Source organism: Microcystis panniformis FACHB-1757, assembly GCF_001264245.1.
GTDB classification, from domain to species: Bacteria; Cyanobacteriota; Cyanobacteriia; order Cyanobacteriales; family Microcystaceae; genus Microcystis; species Microcystis panniformis.
Genome location: NZ_CP011339.1, coordinates 717931 through 739213, shown reverse-complemented (window position 1 = coordinate 739213; position 21283 = coordinate 717931). Strand labels below are relative to the sequence as shown.

Sequence of the window (21283 nt, the reverse complement as noted above, 5' to 3'; positions counted from 1 at the left end):
AATACTCACTTATTTGATCGAGCCGTTCATGATTATTTCCGTCGTAGCACTGAAGGGAGGGGTCGGGAAAACCACCACATCGATTCATTTGGCCGCCTATTTTCAAGAAAAAGCGCCCACCCTATTGATTGATGCGGATAAAAATCGTTCGGCTCTCCATTGGTCCCGGGAAGATACCCTTCCTTTTATGGTAGCGTCCCAAGCTGGAGCGACGGGACTGGTGAAACAATACACTCATATTATCGTCGATACCCAGGCCCGGCCGGAGCCGGACGAGTTAAAAGATTTAGCTCAGGGCAGCGATTTATTAATCTTACCCACCACTCCCAATCATCTCGATATCGATGTCACCATTAAAGCGGCAGAATTGCTGTCCACGATGACCGATAATTATCGAGTTCTTTTAACCCAAGTGGATTCACGGACAAAAACAGGACGAGAAGCTCGGAAAGCTCTAGAAGAAGCAAAATTACCCCTATTTAAGCGAGAAATTCCCCGTTTAGTTGCTTTTGAACGAGCGGCCGAAAAGGGAGTCATCGTCAAAGATTATCCCGACCCCCGGTCGAATTTCGGTTGGCTTTGTTACCAAGCGGTCGGTAAAGAAATTTTTGCCCTAATGACATAAATTGTTAAAAAAGTTAATATTAATATTTGTGTCATTTTTCCCCAAAAAGATACTTAATCTGCATGGGGACTTTTTGTAATCTTCCGTTAAGTGTTCACTCCTAAATCGGTAAAGTCTGAGACAATCAAAAAAGTCTGACTGTAGGAGAACCCTCTATGAAATTGGCCTATTGGATGTACGCGGGTCCCGCTCATATTGGCACGTTAAGGATCGCCAGTTCCTTTAAAAATGTTCATGCTATCATGCACGCTCCTCTGGGAGACGATTATTTTAACGTCATGCGCTCGATGCTGGAAAGGGAGCGTAATTTTACCCCCGTCACTGCTAGTATTGTTGATCGTAATGTTTTAGCCCGGGGTTCCCAAGAAAAAGTCGTCGATAATATTGTTCGCAAAGATCGCGAAGAAAGTCCCGATTTAATCGTTTTAACCCCCACCTGTACCTCCAGCATTCTCCAAGAGGATTTACAAAACTTTGTCGAAAGAGCGCGACAGGATGCCCAAGGAGATGTGCTGCTGGCCGATGTTAACCACTATCGCTATAATGAACTACAAGCGGCCGATAAAACCCTCTATCAAATTATCAAATATTATCTCGATAAGGCCCAGAGAAAAGGGGAAATTATCTCCCAGAAAACCCCTAAACCTTCGGTTAATATTATTGGTATTACCACCCTCGGTTTCCATAACCAACATGATCGCACGGAATTAAAGCGGTTAATGGCAGATTTGGACATTGAAGTTAACGAAATTATTCCCGAAGCTGCCTCGGTGGACAACTTAAAAAATCTGCCCCGCGCTTGGTTTAATCTGGTTCCCTATCGAGAAGTGGGATTAATGACAGCCAAATATCTCGAAAGTGAATTCGCTATGCCCTACGTTGATATTACCCCCATGGGAGTGGTGGAAACAGCGCGCTGTATTCGCAAAATCCAAGAGGTAATTAATGCCCAAGGTGCAGCAGTAGATTACGAAGATTTTATCAATGAACAAACTCTGCATATCTCCCAAGCTGCTTGGTTTTCTCGTTCCATTGACTGTCAGAATTTGACAGGGAAAAAAGCGGTGGTTTTTGGTGATAATACCCACGCAGCCGCTATGACAAAAATTCTCGCCAGAGAGATGGGAATCCATGTGGTTTTAGCGGGTACTTATTGCAAGTATGATGCCGATTGGTTCCGGGAACAAGTGAGTGAATATTGCGATGAAGTGTTAATTAGTGATGATAATGGGGCGATCGGAGACGCTATTGCTCGATTAGAACCAGCGGCGATATTTGGTACTCAAATGGAACGTCACGTCGGCAAACGTTTAGATATTCCCTGTGGAGTAATTGCTGCACCTATTCATATCCAAAATTTCCCCCTCGGTTATAAACCTTTCTTAGGTTACGAAGGCACTAATCAGATCGCCGATTTGGTCTATAATTCCTTTACTTTGGGTATGGAAGATCACCTATTAGAGATATTTGGTGGTCATGATACTAAAGAGGTAATTACTAAAGGTATTTCGGCAGATTCTGACCTAAATTGGAATAAGGAAGCTACGGTAGAATTGCAGAAAATACCCGGTTTTGTGCGGGGGAAAGTCAAACGAAATACCGAAAAATTTGCCCGGGAGCGAGGTATTGGTGAAATAACTTTAGAGGTAATGTATGCGGCTAAAGAATCCGTAGGAGCTTAATCATTTCTTGGGGCTGAAAGTTAACAGCATTCAGCCCTATTTTTTAGTTATCTACTTAATCCCTTAAGTATTCTTTCTTCTACTCCTTTCCCCTGAATTAACACTCCAAATCCTCCTAAACCGGTGGGATTGATTAATTGATGTAGGGCATCTCGACGCTGAAATATAGTTAATATATCGCTCTTTCCTTGAGAAAGTTGATTTAATCTATCCCCTAATCCCAAAGCCATTAAAAATAATCCTTGCTGAGTAAAACCGAGATTTTTTAAGCCTAATTTCTCCCCTTGACGTTGTAAAGCAGTAAAATCCACATGAGTGGTAATATCTTGTTCTCCCACCCAGAAATAAGCATGATCATGACGCTGATGTTGTCGATAACATTGTAGGGTTCCTTGACTTCTTTGGGGATGATAATATTTTTCGGCAGTGTAACCGTAATCTATGGTTAAGATATAACCTCGATCGAGTTTCCGATTAACGGTTTCTAACCAGTCTAAAGCTAATAAGTTTACCTCGGTTTGATAACCCTCCGGATAAAGTGGGGAAGGAATATTTATCCCCACTAAATCAAAATAGTCTTTGATTCTGTCGGTGGATAAATCTGTGATAATCTCCTGAAAAGGTTCCCCCAATCCCAGATAAATTTCTCGTAATTCTCCCGACTCGATCACAACTCGATGGACAGGAAAAGCATCGATTAACTCATTACTAAACACACAACCCACAAGGGAATTATCAGCTAAATTCGGCCAACTTTGCCAAGATACCAGGGAATATCCCGCTAAAGTTGCCCGTTGTCTTTCCCTGAGTTTCTGAGATTGTTCGATAATTATATAACTGAGATTTTGATAAAAATCAGCATAGCTATCACTCAAATAATCAAGGATATCCTTCGCTAAAATTCCCGAACCTGCTCCCACTTCCACTAAAGTAAATCCTCGCGAATTGCCTAAAAATTCCGCCATCTCGACAAATTGATCCGCCAACAATTGGCCAAAATCTGCCCCTAGGGACGAGGAAGTAAAAAAATCTCCTTTTGAGCCAATTTCTACTTTTCCAGAGGTGTAATAGCCATAATCGGGGTGATAGAGAGCTAAATCCATCCAGCGATCAAAGCTAATTCGACCCGCTGCTGATTGTTTAATTTCCTCTAGGATGATTGCTTCTAAATTCATCTTGATCAGGGAAGTGGGGAAGATTTTTCAGTTATCAGTAAACAGTAAACAGTAAACAGTAAACAGGTAAGTAGTCATGCAAAATAAATTTCCTAGTGAAGACAGGCAAGAGGCAATAGGCAAGAGGCAAAAGCTTTATCGAAATGTGTAATTAATTTTGCCTAGGTACTTATAAATATAAAGATAACTAACTAATTAACTTAAAACTTACATCTGATAACTTAAAACTTACATCTGATAATTGATAACTGATAACTGATAACTGATAACTGATAACTGATTTACTCTCCCGCATGATAGGAACTGCGGACTAGCGGCCCAGACCTAACCTGAGAAAACCCCATTTTTTGGGCAATTTCTCCTAACTCGCTAAATTCTGAGGGAGTCCAATATTTCTGTACGAGCAAATGTTCCAGAGAAGGACGCATATATTGACCAATAGTAACTCGATCGCAGTCGATCGCCCGTAAATCTGCCAAAGTCTCGATAATTTCCTCTTTTGTCTCACCGTGACCGACCATTAAGCCAGATTTCGTCGGAATTGAGCGATCGATTTCCTTAACATAACGCAAAACCGCCAAAGAGCGATCATATTTAGCCCCGCGTCTAACCGGCCCTTGCAAACGGCGCACCGTCTCGATATTGTGATTATAACAGGCAGGTTTTGCCCCTACCACCGTCGCCACCCGTTCCTGTTGACTTCCCTTACCTCCAGCAAAATCCGGGGTTAACACCTCAATTAAAGTGTGGGGATTGAGTTCGCGAATGGCTGTCATCGTCCGCACAAACCAACTGGCCCCGCCGTCTTCCAGATCATCTCTGGCCACAGAAGTCAAGACAACGTAACTTAAATTTAACAATTGCACCGCTTCCGCCACTTTTTGCGGTTCCTCCAGATCGAGAGGCATGGGTGCATGACCCTTATCCACTTGACAAAAACCACAGGACCGGGTACAGGTGGGACCCATCAACAAAAAAGTCGCCGTACCTTGGGCATAACATTCGCCGCGATTGGGACAGCGACCCTCCTCGCAGATAGTATGAATGTTCCTTTGTTTGATAATGCGCTGAACCGTGGAGATTTCGCTAGATTTGCCGAGTGAACGCCGTAACCAAGGGGGTAAAGAGGTGATTTCCTCGCGCCACTGTGGGGGTATATTGGACATGAGAAGTTAACTAATGTTGGGGGTTGGGGATTGCAGTTATCAGTTATCAGTGGGTAGAGGGGAGAAGGGAGAGAGACGACCGACTCCCCAAAACGAAAACTTTTGATCTCACCCTTAAGATAACTGTCATCAGCTGAGAAAGCGACTCAAGATCATTGTTAATCAAAAAGGAAACTTGGGCAATGGGACGACGGCAACGGGGAAAAATTTTCAATCTGGTCATTCAAAGATTGGCGAGTTGCCTGTTAATTAGTATATGTGTTCTTAATTCCCTGCCATCCCTGGCCCAAAATTTTCTGGTTCCATTTGCATCTCCCACGGGGACAAGGATTTTTGTAGCCGGGGATATAGAATATACTTCCGTGTATTTAGATGGATTTGCCTTATTTGAGATTGCCTCCCAAGATTTTACCGCTTCTGAGGCCCAGGAACTCTCCCCAGTACAAAGACGGGCTAGGCGCATTGAAAGAGGCTTAAATAATATTATCAATGGGGGTTTCGATCCGACAACCTTGCAAGTCAGTCCGGCGACTCTCAATAATTTAACTGTGATTGTGGCTAGGGATAACCAGAATTTACCGCAACAGGTAATTCTGACAGTAACAGAAGTTGATGCCCTGATCGATTCTTCTTCGGTTGACGATTTAGCAGACCGATGGGTCAAAATCATCAAAACAGCTTTGCTCCAAGCTTGGCAAGAACGTCAACCCGCCGCTCGCCGACAACAGGTAATGACTGCCGCTATAATTATTTCGGGGCTAATTTTCTTAAGCTGGGTATCAATTTGGTGGCAGAAACGTTTAAGAAATCGCTTTAATCTCCTCAAAAAACAGGCTAAAAGTCAATCTGATCGAAATTTAGCCATAAATTCCCCCCCAGAAAAGATCGCTCCCAAGAGCCGATTTTAGCCGCTCTAGAAGATTCCTCTAATTTCCGTCAACAGGCTGATATTCAGCGACAACTGACGTTAAATATTCTCTGGAAAAGACTGGCTCTTATTGGACTGATACTGCTCTGGTTTGGCGGAGTAGCGGCGATTTTGTATGTATTTCCTGAAACTAGGCTAGAAGGACGGGGGATAATTCGTATTCCTTTACAGATTTTTATTATCTGGTTGCTGATGACATCAGTGAGCAATATGGTTAATCTCTACGTTAATTTTCGGCTACGGGAGTGGGTAGAGGAAGGAGCGGTTTTTTCGGAAAATTTGGAAAGGAGGATTCTGCGCGCTCCCACTTTATTAGAAGTTGGGCGAGAAATGATCACATTTATCGCCATTTTTCTAGGAATTTTGATTTTTTTGAGTTGGATGGGTCTTTCTTTCGCCTTTTTACTCACGGGAGCCGGTTTAGTGGGAGCATTGCTCACCTTTGCCTTTCAGGATCTTTTAAAAGATTGGATTAACGGTTTTCTGATTGTCTTTGAAGATCAGTACACTGTCGGTGATATGATCCAGTTTCAGGAGTTTATCGGTTTGGTGGAAAATATGAGTTTGCGAGCGACTCAATTGCGGGCTGCCGATGGACGTTTAATCACTATTGCCCATAACCAAATTATTAGCGCACACAACCTCAGTAAAGATTGGGCGCGAGTCAATTTTACCATCGAAGTCGCCTATCAGACTGAGGCAGATGTGGCGATCTCTTTAATGGCAGCCATCGCTGAAAATATGGCTGTAGATCCACAATGGCAAGAAGATATCATCAATCCCGTGCAGGTTGCTGGTGTCAGTCGGGTTTCTCACACGGGGATGGAAATTATGCTCAGAATTGTCGTCAAAAGATTACGACAATGGGACATAGAAAGAGAGTATCGTCGTCGTCTAAAAATTGCTTTTGAGGAGAAGGGAATTCACATCGGTATTCCCCAACAAAGTTTCCTGATAGCACAAGATAGAGAAGAATTCAAAGGACAGTTTTAAAGGGGAGTGATACTAAATCCTGTTTAAAAGGTATAGGAGAGTGGGGTGTGGGGATAAGGGAGAAACAATTCATAACTTGAGAGTTAATCACACTATTAAAAACGGATTTGTTATCAGTGCAGTTATCACTCCGCGTCCTGTAGGGGCGAAGCATTCGGATAGAAAATCTACGGTTTCACCGATAGGTTATTGCCCGAATGCTTCGCCCGTACTTTTTGCCGCAAACCCTAAGTAGAAAATTGCCGTCTTTTCACTGATTACTGATCACTGATTACTGTTTGGTAGGTTGGAACTAGGTTAGGATAGCTAACCTAACCTAGAAAATTTTTAGGAAGCTAAGGCTACCTCGACTATTTGTTGTAGTTCCCCATTTTGATAGAGTTCGATCATAATGTCGGAACCGCCAATAAACTCACCGTTGATATAGACTTGGGGAATAGTCGGCCAATTGGAATACTCCTTAACTCCTTGTCTTAACTCCTGATCTTCCAGAATATCGACAGTTTCGTAGGAAACCCCCAGAATATTGAGAATTTGTATGACGTTATTCGAGAAACCACACTGAGGCATTAATTTATTGCCCTTCATGAACACAAGAACTTTGTTATTCTGAACTAATTGATCGATTCTGTCCTTAGTTTCGGGTGTCATAGGTCTAGTAGCTAGAATTTGAGCAAGAATAGCCAATCCTGAGACGTGGCATATCCTATTAGTTTAGCACAAGCCGTTGGGATAGCTTTAAAAAGGCAGGTCTTCGTCCTCCTCCAAACTCTCTAAAATTTCGTTAACATCAGGTCTCCCGCGCACGATAGTCATATTTTCCAGAGACTTATTAACTTTAGTTTCTGCGTCCGAATTTTCTGGCACTGAATAACCCATATTGACCACTTCACCATCAAAAGATTTCGCTAACTTTTGAGCGGCTGCCAAAATTTCACTAACATCTACATCTTGATCTAATGTCTCTAAAGATGAATCAAAATTTAAGATTTTTTGGGGCAGTTCTGTGCTAAGAGTTTTTGGGGTTCCCGATGCAGTGATCTTTGCTTCTTTTTTCTCGATAATTGCTTCTTTGACTGGGGGAATATCCACCACAGTCATAACTTTATTTTCGGGAGTTATTGGTGGAGTTGGTGCGGTTTCCAGTGGTGCTTGCCTCTTGGCCGCCGGGGATTGGGAAACTTCCGCAGCCATGGCAGCAGTGGCGGAACCTACCTGTAAATGGACTTTAATCCGGCGCTGAAAAACAGCCTCGAAAGCTGACTCAATATTAGTCAAGCGTAGCCGGGCCATTTTTAATAATTGTTCCGAAGATATGCTTAAATAAGCACTCGATTCTTCCATGCTAAAAAGACTACCGTGCTGACGCAAGAGAGTGCGAGTAGTGGGGGGTTCCATTACTTCTAAAACCCGCTGCCAAATTTGTTCATGATTGTCATCACTGGCAACAGTTTTAACCTCAGTTTTCGGCACTGCGACGCTAGTTGTCGGGGTGATAACTGGCGGTTTTATCGGTTCATTAACCGGTGCCGGCGCTGTGATCACTTCCGGGGGCCTCTCGGCGCTGGTTTGGGGACGGGAAGGCGCTACCGTGGCAACTAGCGGAATCACCTGTGCTTGCGGTAACAGTCCTAATAGAGTGACTTCTAACCAGAGACGGGGTTGAGTGGTGTTTTTTAGTTGTGTTTCGCTGTCTTTAAGCAGTTGTTGACCGCGGAGAATTTCCTCTAAAGACCAAGTACGCGCTTCCGTACATAATTCCTGCCAAGTGGGAGCGGTGACAGCCACCATTTCTGGACGATTAGGGGCGGTTTTGGCTAAAAGTAGGTTTAAATAGAATCCGGCTAGATTTTGCAAGACGATTAAAGGTTCCTTCCCGCGATTCATCAGATGGCGACATTGTTCGATAACTTGATCGGGAATATTGCCATGAATGACTTTAAGCAGGGTTAAGAGGTCTCTTTCGGGGACTGCACCGACCAAATCCCAGACTCGCTCGGCCGTAATCGTTCCTGCGAGTAAACTTAATTGATCGAGGAGACTTTCGGCATCGCGTAAACCACCGTTAGCGATCTGAGCCACCAGGGTTAATGCTTCTAGGTTAATATCGATCGCTTCTATTTGGGCGATTTTTTGCAGGTGTGCCACCATCGCATCGAGAGCAATACGGCGATAATCAAAGCGTTGACAACGGGAGATGATGGTAGGCAAGACACGCTGAGGATCCGTGGTAGCAAGCACAAAAATCACTCGATCCGGCGGTTCTTCCAGAGTTTTCAGCAAGGCATTAAAGGCCGCCGTACTGAGCATATGGCAGTTATGAACTAATAACCCATTGGCAACAAAATTATGATTGTCCTCCACTTCTAGGTCATAGACGCTTTCTGTGTCACCTTCTTGAATCCCTATCACTTCCTCGAAATTTGTAAGCCATTGAGGGGATTTTATGATACTAGGCCTGTATTGCACCGCAGCCACATTCACAGGGGATAGGATCTGATCGCCGATTTTGAGATTTTTTGCTTGTATCCATGCTTTTTCTGTCTTAATCAAATGATTACCAGTGCAATTAATCGTCCGATTTCTGGTTTGAATGGTTAAAGTTGCTTTTACGCCTCGGTTTAGCCATCGCAGGACTTTTTTATATTCCCACTCTCCGCTGCTCTCGTTGTAACTGAGAACTCGTTTTCCGAGAATCTCAGGATGATTAATGGGGATTAATCCCGTTTCGGTGAAAACAAGGCTATCCCCAGTCAGGCATTCATCGATGACATAGACTTTATAACGACATTGGACGGGGGCAAATTGCGATCGCTCGATAATTTCCCGAATGTTATCCACACCCGTATTACTAGCGGCATCAATTTCGATCACGTCTAGGGCTGAACCATTGGCGATCGCTTGACAGACGGAACATTTACCGCAGGGAATCGGTGTCGGATGGTCACTAGACAGACAGTTGAGGGATTTGGCTAAAATTCGCGCCGAGGAGGTTTTCCCCGTGCCTCTGGGTCCAGTAAATAGGTATGCAGGAGCGATTCGCTCACTGATTAAGGCATTACTCAGGGTCGTGGCGATCGCTGATTGTCCCACCAAATCGGCAAAGGTTTGGGGACGATACTTATGATGTAGAGGTTCGTAGGTCATGACTGGCTGAAAACTTTTTCCGCACCCTAGAGACTACTATTATCCTATGCCGATTCTTTTTCAACACGAGAACAAGTGTATGCTTTTTATCTAGCCAGTTGTAATGCGCGATTTGCATCATAAAAATGGCAATTTGGCCAAGGCTTCTAATAAATTGTATTAATAACTACAATTTGGCCGAGAAAACCTGACGACTATCTTAGTATGCCTAAAGACAGCGCCACCAATCAGACCAACTGCTTATGACTGAATCTACAAAAACCCAATGTCCTTACTGTGGAGTAGGTTGTGGTTTGACAGTCACCCCCCCCGCGTCGGCCGGACAAGCATGGAAAGTCTTCGGGGACAAGTCCCACCCCTCCAGTCAAGGTATGGTCTGTGTTAAAGGGGCTACCGTAGCGGAATCAATCGATAAAAATCGCCTCAAAACCCCGATGATTCGCGATTCTCTCCAAGAGCAATTCCGTCCTTGTACCTGGGAAGAAGCCCTCGATCGCATCGTTAACCGTATCCAAACTCTAATCGCTCAGGGGGAAAAGGAAAGTATCTGTCTATACGGTTCGGGACAATTTCACACCGAAGATTACTACATCGCCCAAAAACTGGTCAAGGGCTGTCTGGGAGTCAATAACTTTGATGCTAATTCCCGTCTCTGTATGTCTTCGGCCGTGGCCGCTTATCTGGACAGTTTCGGGTCCGACGGTCCCCCCTGCTGTTACGATGACCTAGAATTAACCGATTGTGCCTTTTTGGTGGGGACAAATACGGCCGAATGTCACCCCATCATCTTTAACCGTCTGCACAAGTATCTCAAAGGTAACAAAGAAGCGAAATTAATCGTCGTTGATCCCCGCAGGACAAAAACCGCCGAGGCCGCTAATCTCCACCTAGCCATTAACCCGGGGACCGATATTGACCTATTTAACGGTATTGCTCACCTGTTAATGAATTGGGGTGCGATCGATACCTATTTTATCGATAAATGTACCCGGGATTTCGGCAAATACGCCGAAATTATCGGCCATTATCCCCCCGAAATAGTCGCCCCTAAATGCGGCATCCCCATCGAGGATTTAGAAAAGGCTGCCCGCTACTGGGCCGAATCGAAAAGAGTGCTTTCCCTCTGGTCGATGGGTATCAATCAATCTAGGGAAGGCACGGCCAAAGCCCGCACTTTAATCAATTTACACCTAATGACGGCTAATATCGGTAGGCCGGGGGCCGGTCCTTTTTCCCTAACCGGACAACCCAACGCCATGGGGGGACGGGAAGCCGGCGGCCTCTGCCATCTTCTCCCCGGTTATCGTTCCGTCAAAAATCCCCAACACCGGGCCGAAGTGGAACAAGCTTGGGGTTTACCCGCCGGTCGGATTTCTCCCGTCCCCGGTCGCGATGCTTGGAGTATGATTACTGGTTTGGAGACGGGAGATGTCAAACTTCTCTGGATTGCCGCCACTAATCCGGCCGTTAGTATGCCTGATCTAGAACGTACCAAGGCGGCCCTGTTAAAATCACCTTTTACTATCCATCAGGATGCCTACTATCCCACGGAAACCAGCGCCTATGCCCATTTATTACTGCCAGCGGCCCAATGGGGCGAAAAAACGGGAACAATGACCAATTCTGAGCGCATGGTGACGTTAAATAAGGCTTTTCGCCCTCCCGTGGGACAAGCTCGGGCCGACTGGCAAATTTTTGCCGAAGTCGGTCGCCGTTTGGGTTTTGAGGCACAATTTAATTTTCAGGATTCGGCCGAGGTATATTCCGAGTTTGCCGGCTTGACATATAAACGTCCTTGTGATATGACAGGGATTAATTATGATCGCCTGGCCGAGACTCCCCGACCGTGGCCCGATTCCATCGATGAAATTTCCGCCCCTAAAACCGCTAATTCCGGGGAATTACTAGGTAATTTAGTTAAAGATGACGATAAAAGCCAAAAAACAGCCGCAAAACGCCTTTATACCGATGGTAAATTTAATACTGCCGATGGACGTGCTGTTTTCGCAGCCTACCACAGTAAAGGTCTAGCGGAACCCCCGGACGATGATTATCCCCTAGTGTTGACCGTGGGGCGTTTGTACGGTCACTGGCACACCCAAACCCGCACCGGCCGCATCGAGAAAATTGTCAAAATGCACCCCGCACCTTTTCTGGAAATTCATCCCCAAGATGCGGCAAAATTGGGCATAGAAGCTGGGGAATGGGTGGAGGTGCGTTCTCGTCGCGGTTCTGCCCGTTTTCCCGCTTTAATTACCAAAGCAATTGCTCCTAATTGTGTCTTTGTGCCGATGCACTGGGGGGCCCTATGGGCAGAAAATTCTGAGGCCAATAGTCTCACCCATCCGGCCGCTTGTCCGATTTCCCTGCAACCAGAATTAAAAGCTTGTGCTGTCAAATTAATCCCGTTGAAGTCTTTAGTTAATGCCGAATTATCGAAAATTTGGGTTTAAAACCCCGCCCCTTTTAGCTGACAGGTGTAGGTATTTTACAACTAAGAGGAAGGGGAGTAGTAAAAAGCATCAACGGGGGTGGGAGGGAAAGAACTCCAGCGATGAAGTTGAATCGGTGGTGATTCGGTAGTAGTGATGGCGGCTTAATCCTTTGCTTTGCTGTGCATTGTAGTCATGGATAAAATACCAAAGCTGACTGACGGACACATTTTTCAATACAAAGACAAGTACTGTTATGTGAAAGCCTCAAACTCCTGAATAAAAGAAAAGGTAATTTTGCCATAATAATCCTGACGAGCTTTGCGAGAAGAGCCAACAGGGAAAAGGGTCAACAGAAAATAAGTGGTCAAGTCGCAAGAAGGGACGCGCCTTATGAACAACTCCCGCCAGCCAACGTCAACCAATTTTCAAATAACTCAAACCACGCCGAAAATGAGCATCAACCTGACGGCGAGAGCCAGATTGTTGAACCGCCATGCCAGTTAAAGTAGCAAAGAGAATAGAAATGGCAACAATGAGATAGAGACGTTCTAAACAAGCAGCAGAGCGAACACGAGAATGTTCCCAGTCAAAAACGCCCGATTTACTGCCCTTGAAAGAGATGTTCAATGGGAAAACGAAGACCATACTGCCAGAAGGTGTCAAGGGTAGGAGGTTCATCGCTCAGAATTGCCCAATTATCCTTAACCCCTGGAACAGAGGCTAAAGCAAGATGAGCAGTGATTCTAGCCTCCTGCCAGACTTGAACGTTGCGATCAAAGCAGGCTTGCCGTTTGGGAGGATAGAGTTCTCTGACCTCATAGCCAAAACCCCGACGGCGAACACCGTAAATGAGGGTATCGCAAGGTAAGCGAAGACACCAATGCCAAGTATTTTTCCTGAGCCATTGAATTAATTGCTGATTGGCAAAGCCTCGGTCGGCTAACAGCATGACATTCTCAAAGCCCTGAAGATAGCCTTTGGCTCTGTCCAACAAGGGTTCGTATTTCTCAAAAGCTAGGCTGGCACTACCATGTTCTAATCCCATCCACATCAAGGGGACGGCTCTCCCCCCGCAGACCACCGCTAGATAGACAAAGCAGTATTGATTCCACAACAGAGTGGTATCTATTGCTAGATACAGTCTTTCCCCTTCTCCTTCCAAGTCTCGATGGCTTTCAATATTAAGGGGATGTATATCTTTTCCACCGCTACTCTTCCATTCTGGCAAAAGCGATTCCACCGTCTCTGATAACTATTGGCTTGTTCGGCTCTGCTTTGTACAAAGGGTTCCCATCTGGCTTGATTGAGACTTTGACTACTGAGTAGGGCTGTCACCATCCAACTGAGGACGGTTAAATGTCTTTTATCCACAAATCGGCTTCCTTGTTCTAGATAGGAATAAACTTGGGAGAAGATTCTGTTCTCGGTTTTCATCTTGTAGGGATTCTTGCTTTTTCCCTATCTACCCAGATATTTTTCTTTTTGGCAACCCTTGTCTTGTCAGGTTTTGACCCACTTGTGTCCGTCAGTCAGATACCAAAGGGTTCCCCAACGTGATTCTCCATTTTTTTAGAGAAAGATAGACTCTCTCTCACCAGCCGAGAAATCCTTTGTCGAAAGGTATTATTTAATCTTTCAATAGGATTGGTTTGACCAGTTTCTTTTCCGACCGGTCGATGACGTTTACTGGGAATTACTGTCTTATATGACTCCCAAAAGTCTGTGTAAGCAACTGCACATTGTCGGTAAACGCCTGGTAAACTAGCCCAAAGTTTTTTGGCTGATTGACGACTCCTATCTCCGCGCATAGCCACCAATAATTTCTCTTGTATTTCTATCAATTAACCGCCAAATATAGACCTTTATCGTCTTAGAAAAAACCAAAGACCACATTTCATCACATTCTATAACCAATTTACCTTTTGGTTTGTCCAAAACCTTTATTTGACGGGGGACAGCCGCCAGTTTATTGTTGACATAATTTTGTAAACATGACCAACTTACCCCTGTTACTCTAGCAATTCCTCGTCAGGAAATTCGTTCGAGCAAGAGTTTATCAATTAATTGTTTGGTTTCGTCAGAGACGGTTTTATTAGTGGGATTGATCACCAACTGACGACCACATTCTTTACATTGACGTTTGGGTTTTCTCTTAGGAATAGAACCATTCTTGATCCTATGGTGAGAACCACAATTAGGACAGGGGAACGGAGGTGAAGGGGGTACTTTGTTCGGTGCTAGACTGATATTTGAGTAAGCCAGACAGGAGCCAGAAAAAGATATTTATCAGAAAAGTCATGAGCAAGCTAGAGGTTTAAAGACTGATTGGGTTCCAATTATTTTTATTAATAAATATTTTACACAATTCATACCAGGTAAGCAAGAGGGCTACGCCACTACTACCGAATCATTACCCAGCAGGAGACGGGACGGAAAAATCAGTTGGGTAAGTTAACTGACCGACCAACATTACGCTGGATATTTCAGAACTTTCAAGGGATTCATCTCCGACCTATTCAAGACAATCAAAAGATTAGCAACTTAACGGATGAGAGGCGCAACATTTTGAGATTTTTTCCCAAACCTTGCCAGGAATATTATCTCTTATCTTGACCAGATGGATTGACTTCCAGGGGTGACAAAATAAGTTTCCCTTTGTCAAAGTTAAATAGGGTCTGCTGAAAAAGTTTTTCCTGGGGGTAGGAGTCAGGAGCCGGTCGTCAGTAGCCGGTCGTTTCAGGCTTTGTTGCCCTTGTTTTTTGTACCAAGCTATGTACTACAAGAAGGATAATGCAAGGTTTTTGAAAGTCCCAATCCTATTTTCGCAGCATGAACATCGGACTTTAACAGGTCAAAAGCCTTATTTTAAAAGGGTTTTACCATTATTCAGCAAGCCCTAAATAAATCAATAATCCCACTTAACCGTTTACTTTTGACTTGATTGCGGGCCGATTTGGGGCAAATGCAAAGCGGGATCCTGCGCTGTCCAACCGACGGGAGTATCTAAGCGCACCTCAAAATGAAGATGGGGGGGAATAATATCCGGTTGTCCCGTGGTGCCAACCGCACCGATAACGTCTCCTGCTCGTACCCGTTGGTCAATTCTCACTGTTACCCTGCTTAAATGGGCATAACGGGTCTGCCGGCGACCTAAATGATTAATTACTACCAAATTACCATAAGCTCCCTCCTGACCCACATAAATCACTAGACCATCCTCGGCAGCTAAAACATTTGTACCAACATTTGCGAGAAGATCAATACCACTATGAAAGAGATTTTTCTGTTCCGTGGGGCTTTTTTGCCAACCGTAGGCTAATCCGACAGTGCTGGCTAAGGGTAAGGGATAAGAACTTAATCCAGTATAATCCGAGCGCTTGCCCGTGGCGGACCAATTGGTGCCGGGGATAAAAACTATTGTCGGCCGGCGACCACAACCGTTAAGCTCAAAGAGTATATCAGCACGAATACCATAGGCCGCTTCTAAATCGCGCCAAGTGGAACCCTTGGGCGCTTCGATGCGAATGCCGTTCATCGGGGGAATAAAGATTTCTTTCCCCACGGGGCCGAACCATTTTTGAGAATAGTCGGATTGAGTTTAATTATCGTTGCCGGGATAAGAGCGTATTTTTCGGCGATGGAGGCGATCGTTTCTCCCGCTTGGATTTTATGGCGTTGTAACCTTGATAAAATCGGTAGGGGACAAACATTATCAGACCCTTGGGCAAAAATTAATTTTTGATTTAAGCCCAAAAAACCTAGACAAAATAACAAAATTGTGCTAGTTAAACTTAGCCAACTTTTCTCACTTCTGATTCTCCGACCCATGACCATAAAAAAGCGATCTCTATAATTACAAAACCCGGAGAATACTAGGAATGCTGTCAATAGCTTCTAAAGACTCTATGGCTGCTAAAGCGTTGCGGAAATTGCCCTCGCGTACATCGTGGGTGACAACGACAATTTCGGCTAAATCACCCCTAATACCAATTTGTACCACGGATTCTAGACTAACCCCATGGTCGCCGAAAGCCATACCTAAATGACCGATTACCCCCGGCACATCGCGACAGAGAAAACGAGCATAAAAACGGGTCGATAACGACTCCATCGGCGCGATTTGACAATAATGCTGGTGAATACAGCTTAAAAGCGGGTCAAGTTCCTTGGTTTTGCCACTACTTTTTAAAATTCCGACGATATTCATCACATCCGATACTACCGCGCTGGCCGTCGGTCCGCTACCGGCACCCGGTCCGTAAAACATCACTTGTCCCAAGGGTTCCCCCTCGACCAGAATAGCGTTATAGACTCCGTTAGCATTAGCGAGGGGATGGGTTTTCGGTACTAGGGTCGGATGAACCCGCAACTCTAGGGTATCGGAATCTTCCTTAACCGTATCTTTCGCGATCGCTAATAATTTAATCACAAATCCCAGTCTATCAGCGTAGGCGATATCGACGGCGCTAACTTGCCGGATACCTTCACAGTAAACATCTTCCCGTTTTACCCGACCTCCAAAACCCAAAGAAGCTAAAATGGCAATTTTATCGGCCGCGTCGAATCCATCCACGTCCGCAGTCGGATCCGCTTCTGCATAGCCTAATTCCTGAGCTTTGGCCAGCACTTCGCTAAAATCTGCCCCTTTTTGGCTCATTTCCGTGAGAATATAGTTAGTTGTGCCGTTGACAATTCCCATGATGCTGCTGATGCGATTAGCGCCGAGGGATTGTTTTAAGGGTTTAATGACGGGAATGCCACCACCCACGGCCGCTTCTAGGAGGACATAAACCCCTTTTTCACTGGCCTTGGCGTAGATTTCATCGCCAAAACGGGCAATAACCGCCTTATTTGCCGTAACAACGTGCTTCCCCGATGCGATTGCTTGGAGAATTAAAGAGCGTGCCGGTTCCAAACCCCCCAATAATTCGACAATAATATCAATTTCGGGGTCAGTAACGATCGATTCTAGGTCAGTGGTCAACAGCTGGGGAGAAAGCTCAATTTCTCTCGGTTTATCTAGGGATCTAACTCCCACTCGTCCAATGGTAATCTCTTTGAGTACGGGATGACGACCAAAAGGATCGAGGAGGATTTTCGCTGTTCCCGTCCCCACAACCCCGAAACCGAGTAAACCAATCTTAAAGGTCACGCTTTTATCTCCTGCTAGTCCGACGCAAAAAATACTAATGGCCAAGCCGTCGCCATTGTCGATTTTATCATTACAGGGTCTTTGTCTGTGGGGTTTTCTTTTGCTGGCGTTCAGGGCCTGATGATGATAAATATTCAGTATTTTTGTATTTAAATCAAGGAAATCTCGATCAAGTTTAAACGCTTATCCTATAATTGTTATTGATTTTATTGACCGATATAGATATTCGGCAATGTCAGTAACATTTTTGCTCATAACTCTAATGGCTCTTCTCGACTTTGTGTGATAATTTTTGCTTATGTAAGGTTAAATGCTTACTGGGCAAGACTTTTAGGACTATTTTGAAAGAAGAAACTATCAGTATAGACCTCGTTTACACACAGAAACCAGAAGAGCCCTCTAATTTATGATTACAATAATTCCCTATCTAGTTGATATTTTTGAACAAATCAATCGACTCTCTCTGAGCAAAGAGCTATGTTAGCATTATTAGTTAGGGTAATTTGACTCAACTGCACGATCAACTAAGCTATCCAGCCCCAATTACCATACCAAAGAAATAGAATGGATAAAAAATAGGTAAACAAGAATAACAGAAATCCATAAAAATAACAATTTTTTCGGCTCCAATATCCAAGAATAATAAATATTGGAAATATTGTCATCATATACCTCATCATTGATTGTGTTGTTCCTGTACTTAAAGGTAAAAAAATGCTCAGGAAGGCAAAAATTAACAGGGAAATATTGAGAGGCTTTTTAACGATAGAGAATAGCAAAATACCTAAAAAAGAGGGCTCTTCGTTACTTGTTATGGTTCGATAGGGGGGCATAAATCGACTAAATCCTTATCTGGCAAGAGACTTAATTGATTAGTTCGCTCTAGATAAAAAACAATTGACAAAAATCGCTAAATCTCTTTCTATATAAGGGTTCCATCCCTTATAACCCCCGTCCATTGCATAACACAAACCGAAGAGCCAAAAAGAGAAGCTAAAAAAAGTATTTATAGCGTTTCCTGTTCGCAAGAGGTACATTATCGATGTTGAAAAGCTTAATTAGCAAAGGTTTAAGTGTGCCACACAGGTGTGAGAACCGCTATAATAATCTAACTGCATTATTGGCATCTTTGGGAAACATACAATTGATATTCTTCCAGTAGTTTATTAGAGTAATTAAAGAAAATACTCTCTCATTTCTACCTCACATATCCTGAATTTTAACAAATGCCAAAGGTTCGTTGAATTTCCACGCTAAAAATACCATATAAGCAATTAACCCACAGGGTATTAATAATAGGAAAAGACTTTCTCTCTTGGGCAGTTCTTTTTTCTTTAAATATTTCCAGAGTAATTCGATAGCAAAAGCCAGAAAAATTATTACTCCTGTGACTCTAGTTAAACTGGCAAAAAATCCCAAAAATCCAGACCAAAAGTATTTCTTATTCAGAAAGAAATAAAAACAAGCAGAGGTGGTTAGCAAATATAAACTTTCTCTATAAAAACAGCTATAAAAAAAGGAGTTAGGAAAAATTAACATAAGAATTAAAACCTTTTTACAGCCTCTCTTATTCAGATAAATGTTGCTATTTTTATAAACAAAAATTAAGGCAAATATTAGACATAAATTAGAAAAAATAAGACCATAAATAGGCAAAATTAAAGAAGTTAAAGATGCAATCTATTTGAATAAAATAGGATAGAGAGGAAAAAAAGCAACGTTCGATTGTTTTTCAGTATTGTATGAATATCCCCCCTGAATAATGCCGTTAAGTAGTCGGAGATAAATTCTGTTGTCTATCTTAAGAAATGGGTTCTTCGTTACTTGGTATGGTTCGATAGGGGGGGCATAAATCGACTAAATCCTTATCTGGCAAGAGACTTAATTGATTAGTTAGTTCTAGATCGAAAACAATTAACAAAAATCGCCAAATGTCTTTATACATAAGGGTGACATCCCTTATAAACCCCGTCCATTGCATAACACAAACCGAAGAGCCATTTTTATTTTAGGTGGTTTAAGTGCGTTTTAGCTTAGCTTGAGATAGCCAGTAACCCGAAATCATTTGGGTTAATTGAAGATGAAGAGGGAGTTCAGGTAAGGACATAATCAACTTTTGTGGGAATAAAATTAAACAGTACCATATAGGATAAGCTGCCCGCGCATTTAAATTGCTGGTTGAGATGAGGCAAGAGTCAAGACTCCCCCAACCTCAAGGCTGTTCCATGTTTCCTTCTATTTATTGAATTTTAACATTTAATTTATAGGTGGCATTGCCACGAGTTCCCCCTACAATTATTTCATAATTTCCAGTAGCCGGTAATTTTAAACTAGATTGGGTAGCTTCTGTTTTCAAAGTTTGCCCATTCGGTGCAATCACATCGAATACGGCATTATTTTCTAATGCTGTAATTTTCAGATCCATTCTCTGTCCTTGATTCGCTCTTAATAAATAAATATTTCGACTACCTCGAACAACCGATTGATTAACTGCAGTGGTATTAGTTCCTGGTGCCAACCGAATTTGAGATACTAAACAAGGTTGTTTTTGATAAACGACTCGTCCCGTATTCAAAGAATCTGAAGTTAACGTCCATTTTTCTTGAGTTGTTTGAGTATCTAACTCAATTTTTGTCTTGATATTTAAGTTTAACTGATTCCCATTTTTCCTTCCTTGTAAGGTTTGAGTATAGGAACTATAATAAGATTCTTGTTCATTATGAATCGTAGCTTCTACCCGACCCGTGACTTGATTTCCCTGAATATAAATCCTCGCCGTAGAATCTAGATCATCATTAGCGACTGAAAAACAATAACCTTGAATCGAAGAAACGCTAGACGCTTGAGCAACTTGTCGGGGTGGATGATTTACCATCCTAGGTGTAACATTCAGTAAACTTGCCAAAATGACTACAGAGCTTAATAATTTCATCATCATAACTGACTCATGATTAAAGGTTAATTGATCACTGATTACTGATAGTTTCCATTCAATTAATTTCTAAGCGCGAGTAGAGAGCTACCATCACCAGACGGTGGCCCGTTGACTCCGTCTATCGTGAGCCAGGCAACGTTCGGGTTGCCAGTAAAATGGCGAGGTTGGCAATGCCTGTCTTTGTGTCGCTGGTGTCGTCTCACGCCGGATTGGGTTTGCGCGCATAGAGCTGCTCGGCGCGGTTGAACAAGATCCAGCTGCTCAGAATGTATTTGTCGTGCGACTCGGGCACATTGCCGCGATGGGTATGGGTAAAACCGGCGGGAGCGATCACCATCGTCCCAGAGGTCGGCTTGAGCTTCCGTTCTTGGTACAAGAACTCCGTCTCACCACCGCGCTCTACATCGTTCAGATAGAACATAAACAAAAGGACGCGATGGAGCGTCTCGGCAGCTGGGTCGCGAGGATAGATTTCCGAATGCCAGTAGTAGTAACCACCGACACTCTTCGAGTATTTCTGAACGTTGATCGCTCCGGGTCGAAATACTCTGAACAAATACTCGGCGAGTTCCAGGTCCGATGCCGCTCCAACATCCGAAGTTGTTAACGGCCTGACCAGTCCGGTAGCCGGCTCTTGCCAGCTTAATGCGAACGCACTCGTGACCAGGTATGGATACTTGCGAATGTACAACATCAGGTGACGCAGTGTGCTGTCGAGTATCTGACTGTGCAAATCGCTCCACTCGGAGAGGCCTGTGATGGTGATGTCGGTGCTGTTCTTCTTGGATTTGTCGACTCCATGACCGATCCGTCCATCCGACTTGCGGTGGCTGGCTTCGAAACGATGCCTGATCTCTTCGCACAATTCTGGGCGTAAAGCGTGTTCGTAGATCTCGATAAAGTCAGTTGTCATTGCAGCTTTCCCACCCCAAAGCCTGGATACATTTGCAGGCGGTCACGGATTCCATCTAGTTGGTGATTATAACAGGTTTGCGTTGCATCGAGAGCTTTGCCTGTATCCGGAAAAAGGCAGATGTACGCTGAT

The 21283-nt window shown here is 43.8% G+C and carries 15 protein-coding genes and 5 pseudogenes; 5 read left to right on the top strand and 15 right to left on the bottom strand.

Annotated elements, in window-relative coordinates; all coding sequences use genetic code 11:
* Window positions 1-28: 28 nt before the first annotated feature.
* Window positions 29-625, top strand: coding sequence for a ParA family protein (locus tag VL20_RS03540; RefSeq protein WP_002740297.1), 597 nt, complete (start codon window positions 29-31; stop codon window positions 623-625).
* 155 nt (window positions 626-780) lie between these two features.
* Window positions 781-2307, top strand: a complete 1527-nt coding sequence (gene bchB, locus VL20_RS03535; RefSeq protein ID WP_002761981.1) for a ferredoxin:protochlorophyllide reductase (ATP-dependent) subunit B — start codon at window positions 781-783, stop codon at window positions 2305-2307.
* A gap of 47 nt (window positions 2308-2354) precedes the next feature.
* Here the strand turns inward: bchB and VL20_RS03530 are convergent, their stop codons facing one another.
* Together VL20_RS03530 and lipA are read right to left on the bottom strand one after the other, a co-directional pair.
* Window positions 2355-3482, bottom strand: coding sequence for a class I SAM-dependent methyltransferase (locus VL20_RS03530; protein WP_052275626.1), 1128 nt, complete (start codon window positions 3480-3482; stop codon window positions 2355-2357).
* 281 nt (window positions 3483-3763) lie between these two features.
* Complete coding sequence (gene lipA, locus VL20_RS03525) at window positions 3764-4648, bottom strand: lipoyl synthase (RefSeq protein ID WP_052275625.1); 885 nt, start codon at window positions 4646-4648, stop codon at window positions 3764-3766.
* Window positions 4649-4830: 182 nt separating this feature from the next.
* Here lipA and VL20_RS03520 point away from each other — a divergent pair.
* Window positions 4831-6569: pseudogene (locus VL20_RS03520) on the top strand (mechanosensitive ion channel family protein).
* Window positions 6570-6896: 327 nt separating this feature from the next.
* Here VL20_RS03520 and grxD read toward each other — a convergent pair.
* Window positions 6897-7220: a Grx4 family monothiol glutaredoxin gene (gene grxD, locus VL20_RS03515; protein ID WP_052278371.1), complete on the bottom strand. Its 324-nt coding sequence runs from the start codon at window positions 7218-7220 to the stop codon at window positions 6897-6899.
* Window positions 7221-7307: 87 nt separating this feature from the next.
* Window positions 7308-9716, bottom strand: a complete 2409-nt coding sequence (dnaX, locus tag VL20_RS03510; RefSeq protein ID WP_052275624.1) for a DNA polymerase III subunit gamma/tau — start codon at window positions 9714-9716, stop codon at window positions 7308-7310.
* 242 nt (window positions 9717-9958) lie between these two features.
* Between dnaX and VL20_RS03505 the strand changes: the two genes are divergently transcribed.
* On the top strand, window positions 9959-12169 hold the full coding sequence (locus tag VL20_RS03505; RefSeq protein ID WP_052275623.1) for a molybdopterin oxidoreductase family protein: 2211 nt from the start codon (window positions 9959-9961) through the stop codon (window positions 12167-12169).
* Between the two features lie 396 nt (window positions 12170-12565).
* Here the strand turns inward: VL20_RS03505 and VL20_RS32215 are convergent, their stop codons facing one another.
* From VL20_RS32215 to VL20_RS27120, 4 genes and pseudogenes are all read right to left on the bottom strand, one after another.
* Complete coding sequence (locus VL20_RS32215; RefSeq protein ID WP_052275239.1) at window positions 12566-12778, bottom strand: hypothetical protein; 213 nt, start codon at window positions 12776-12778, stop codon at window positions 12566-12568.
* Window positions 12753-13379, bottom strand: coding sequence for a transposase (locus VL20_RS32210; RefSeq protein ID WP_284525995.1), 627 nt, complete (start codon window positions 13377-13379; stop codon window positions 12753-12755). Before VL20_RS32210 ends, VL20_RS32215 begins: the two co-directional genes overlap by 26 nt.
* On the bottom strand, window positions 13283-13585 hold the full coding sequence (locus VL20_RS32205) for a hypothetical protein (protein WP_284525994.1): 303 nt from the start codon (window positions 13583-13585) through the stop codon (window positions 13283-13285). Before VL20_RS32205 ends, VL20_RS32210 begins: the two co-directional genes overlap by 97 nt.
* 95 nt (window positions 13586-13680) lie before the next feature.
* Window positions 13681-14398, bottom strand: a pseudogene (locus tag VL20_RS27120) (IS1 family transposase).
* Between the two features lie 165 nt (window positions 14399-14563).
* Between VL20_RS27120 and VL20_RS33560 the strand changes: the two are divergent.
* Window positions 14564-14764, top strand: a pseudogene (locus tag VL20_RS33560) (IS1634 family transposase); the annotation flags it as partial.
* A 313-nt stretch (window positions 14765-15077) separates the two neighbouring features.
* Here VL20_RS33560 and VL20_RS03490 read toward each other — a convergent pair.
* The 7 genes and pseudogenes from VL20_RS03490 to VL20_RS03465 form a co-directional block, all read right to left on the bottom strand.
* Window positions 15078-15985: pseudogene (locus VL20_RS03490) on the bottom strand (LysM peptidoglycan-binding domain-containing M23 family metallopeptidase).
* A gap of 19 nt (window positions 15986-16004) precedes the next feature.
* The gene (locus VL20_RS03485; RefSeq protein WP_052278369.1) at window positions 16005-17303 is read right to left on the bottom strand and encodes a homoserine dehydrogenase; all 1299 of its coding nucleotides are present in this window, start codon (window positions 17301-17303) and stop codon (window positions 16005-16007) included.
* A gap of 1203 nt (window positions 17304-18506) precedes the next feature.
* Window positions 18507-18785 carry a hypothetical protein gene (locus VL20_RS32200; RefSeq protein ID WP_223213098.1) on the bottom strand — a complete coding sequence of 93 codons (279 nt, stop codon included), beginning with the start codon at window positions 18783-18785 and terminating at the stop codon, window positions 18507-18509.
* A gap of 319 nt (window positions 18786-19104) precedes the next feature.
* Entirely contained in the window at window positions 19105-19248 is a 144-nt protein-coding gene (locus tag VL20_RS03475; RefSeq protein ID WP_249264942.1) for a hypothetical protein, read from the bottom strand.
* 90 nt (window positions 19249-19338) lie between these two features.
* Window positions 19339-19488: pseudogene (locus tag VL20_RS33555) on the bottom strand (methyltransferase); the annotation flags it as partial.
* A 54-nt stretch (window positions 19489-19542) separates the two neighbouring features.
* On the bottom strand, window positions 19543-20241 hold the full coding sequence (locus VL20_RS03470) for a hypothetical protein (protein WP_002763548.1): 699 nt from the start codon (window positions 20239-20241) through the stop codon (window positions 19543-19545).
* Window positions 20242-20437: 196 nt separating this feature from the next.
* Window positions 20438-21151 (bottom strand): 2OG-Fe(II) oxygenase, encoded by a 714-nt coding sequence (locus VL20_RS03465; RefSeq protein ID WP_052275621.1) that lies wholly within the window; start codon window positions 21149-21151, stop codon window positions 20438-20440.
* Between the last annotated feature and the right edge of the window lie 132 nt (window positions 21152-21283).

What these genes read in the sequence shown, in the direction of transcription:
- VL20_RS03540 (WP_002740297.1), top strand. Translation starts at nt 29, where the DNA reads ATGATTATTTCCGTCGTAGCACTGAAGGGAGGGGTCGGGAAAACCACC.
- bchB (WP_002761981.1), top strand. Translation starts at nt 781, where the DNA reads ATGAAATTGGCCTATTGGATGTACGCGGGTCCCGCTCATATTGGCACG.
- VL20_RS03530 (WP_052275626.1), bottom strand. Translation starts at nt 3,482, where the DNA reads ATGAATTTAGAAGCAATCATCCTAGAGGAAATTAAACAATCAGCAGCG.
- lipA (WP_052275625.1), bottom strand. Translation starts at nt 4,648, where the DNA reads ATGTCCAATATACCCCCACAGTGGCGCGAGGAAATCACCTCTTTACCC.
- grxD (WP_052278371.1), bottom strand. Translation starts at nt 7,220, where the DNA reads ATGACACCCGAAACTAAGGACAGAATCGATCAATTAGTTCAGAATAAC.
- dnaX (WP_052275624.1), bottom strand. Translation starts at nt 9,716, where the DNA reads ATGACCTACGAACCTCTACATCATAAGTATCGTCCCCAAACCTTTGCC.
- VL20_RS03505 (WP_052275623.1), top strand. Translation starts at nt 9,959, where the DNA reads ATGACTGAATCTACAAAAACCCAATGTCCTTACTGTGGAGTAGGTTGT.
- VL20_RS32205 (WP_284525994.1), bottom strand. Translation starts at nt 13,585, where the DNA reads ATGAAAACCGAGAACAGAATCTTCTCCCAAGTTTATTCCTATCTAGAA.
- VL20_RS03475 (WP_249264942.1), bottom strand. Translation starts at nt 19,248, where the DNA reads ATGTATAAAGACATTTGGCGATTTTTGTTAATTGTTTTCGATCTAGAA.
- VL20_RS03470 (WP_002763548.1), bottom strand. Translation starts at nt 20,241, where the DNA reads ATGATGATGAAATTATTAAGCTCTGTAGTCATTTTGGCAAGTTTACTG.
- VL20_RS03465 (WP_052275621.1), bottom strand. Translation starts at nt 21,151, where the DNA reads ATGACAACTGACTTTATCGAGATCTACGAACACGCTTTACGCCCAGAA.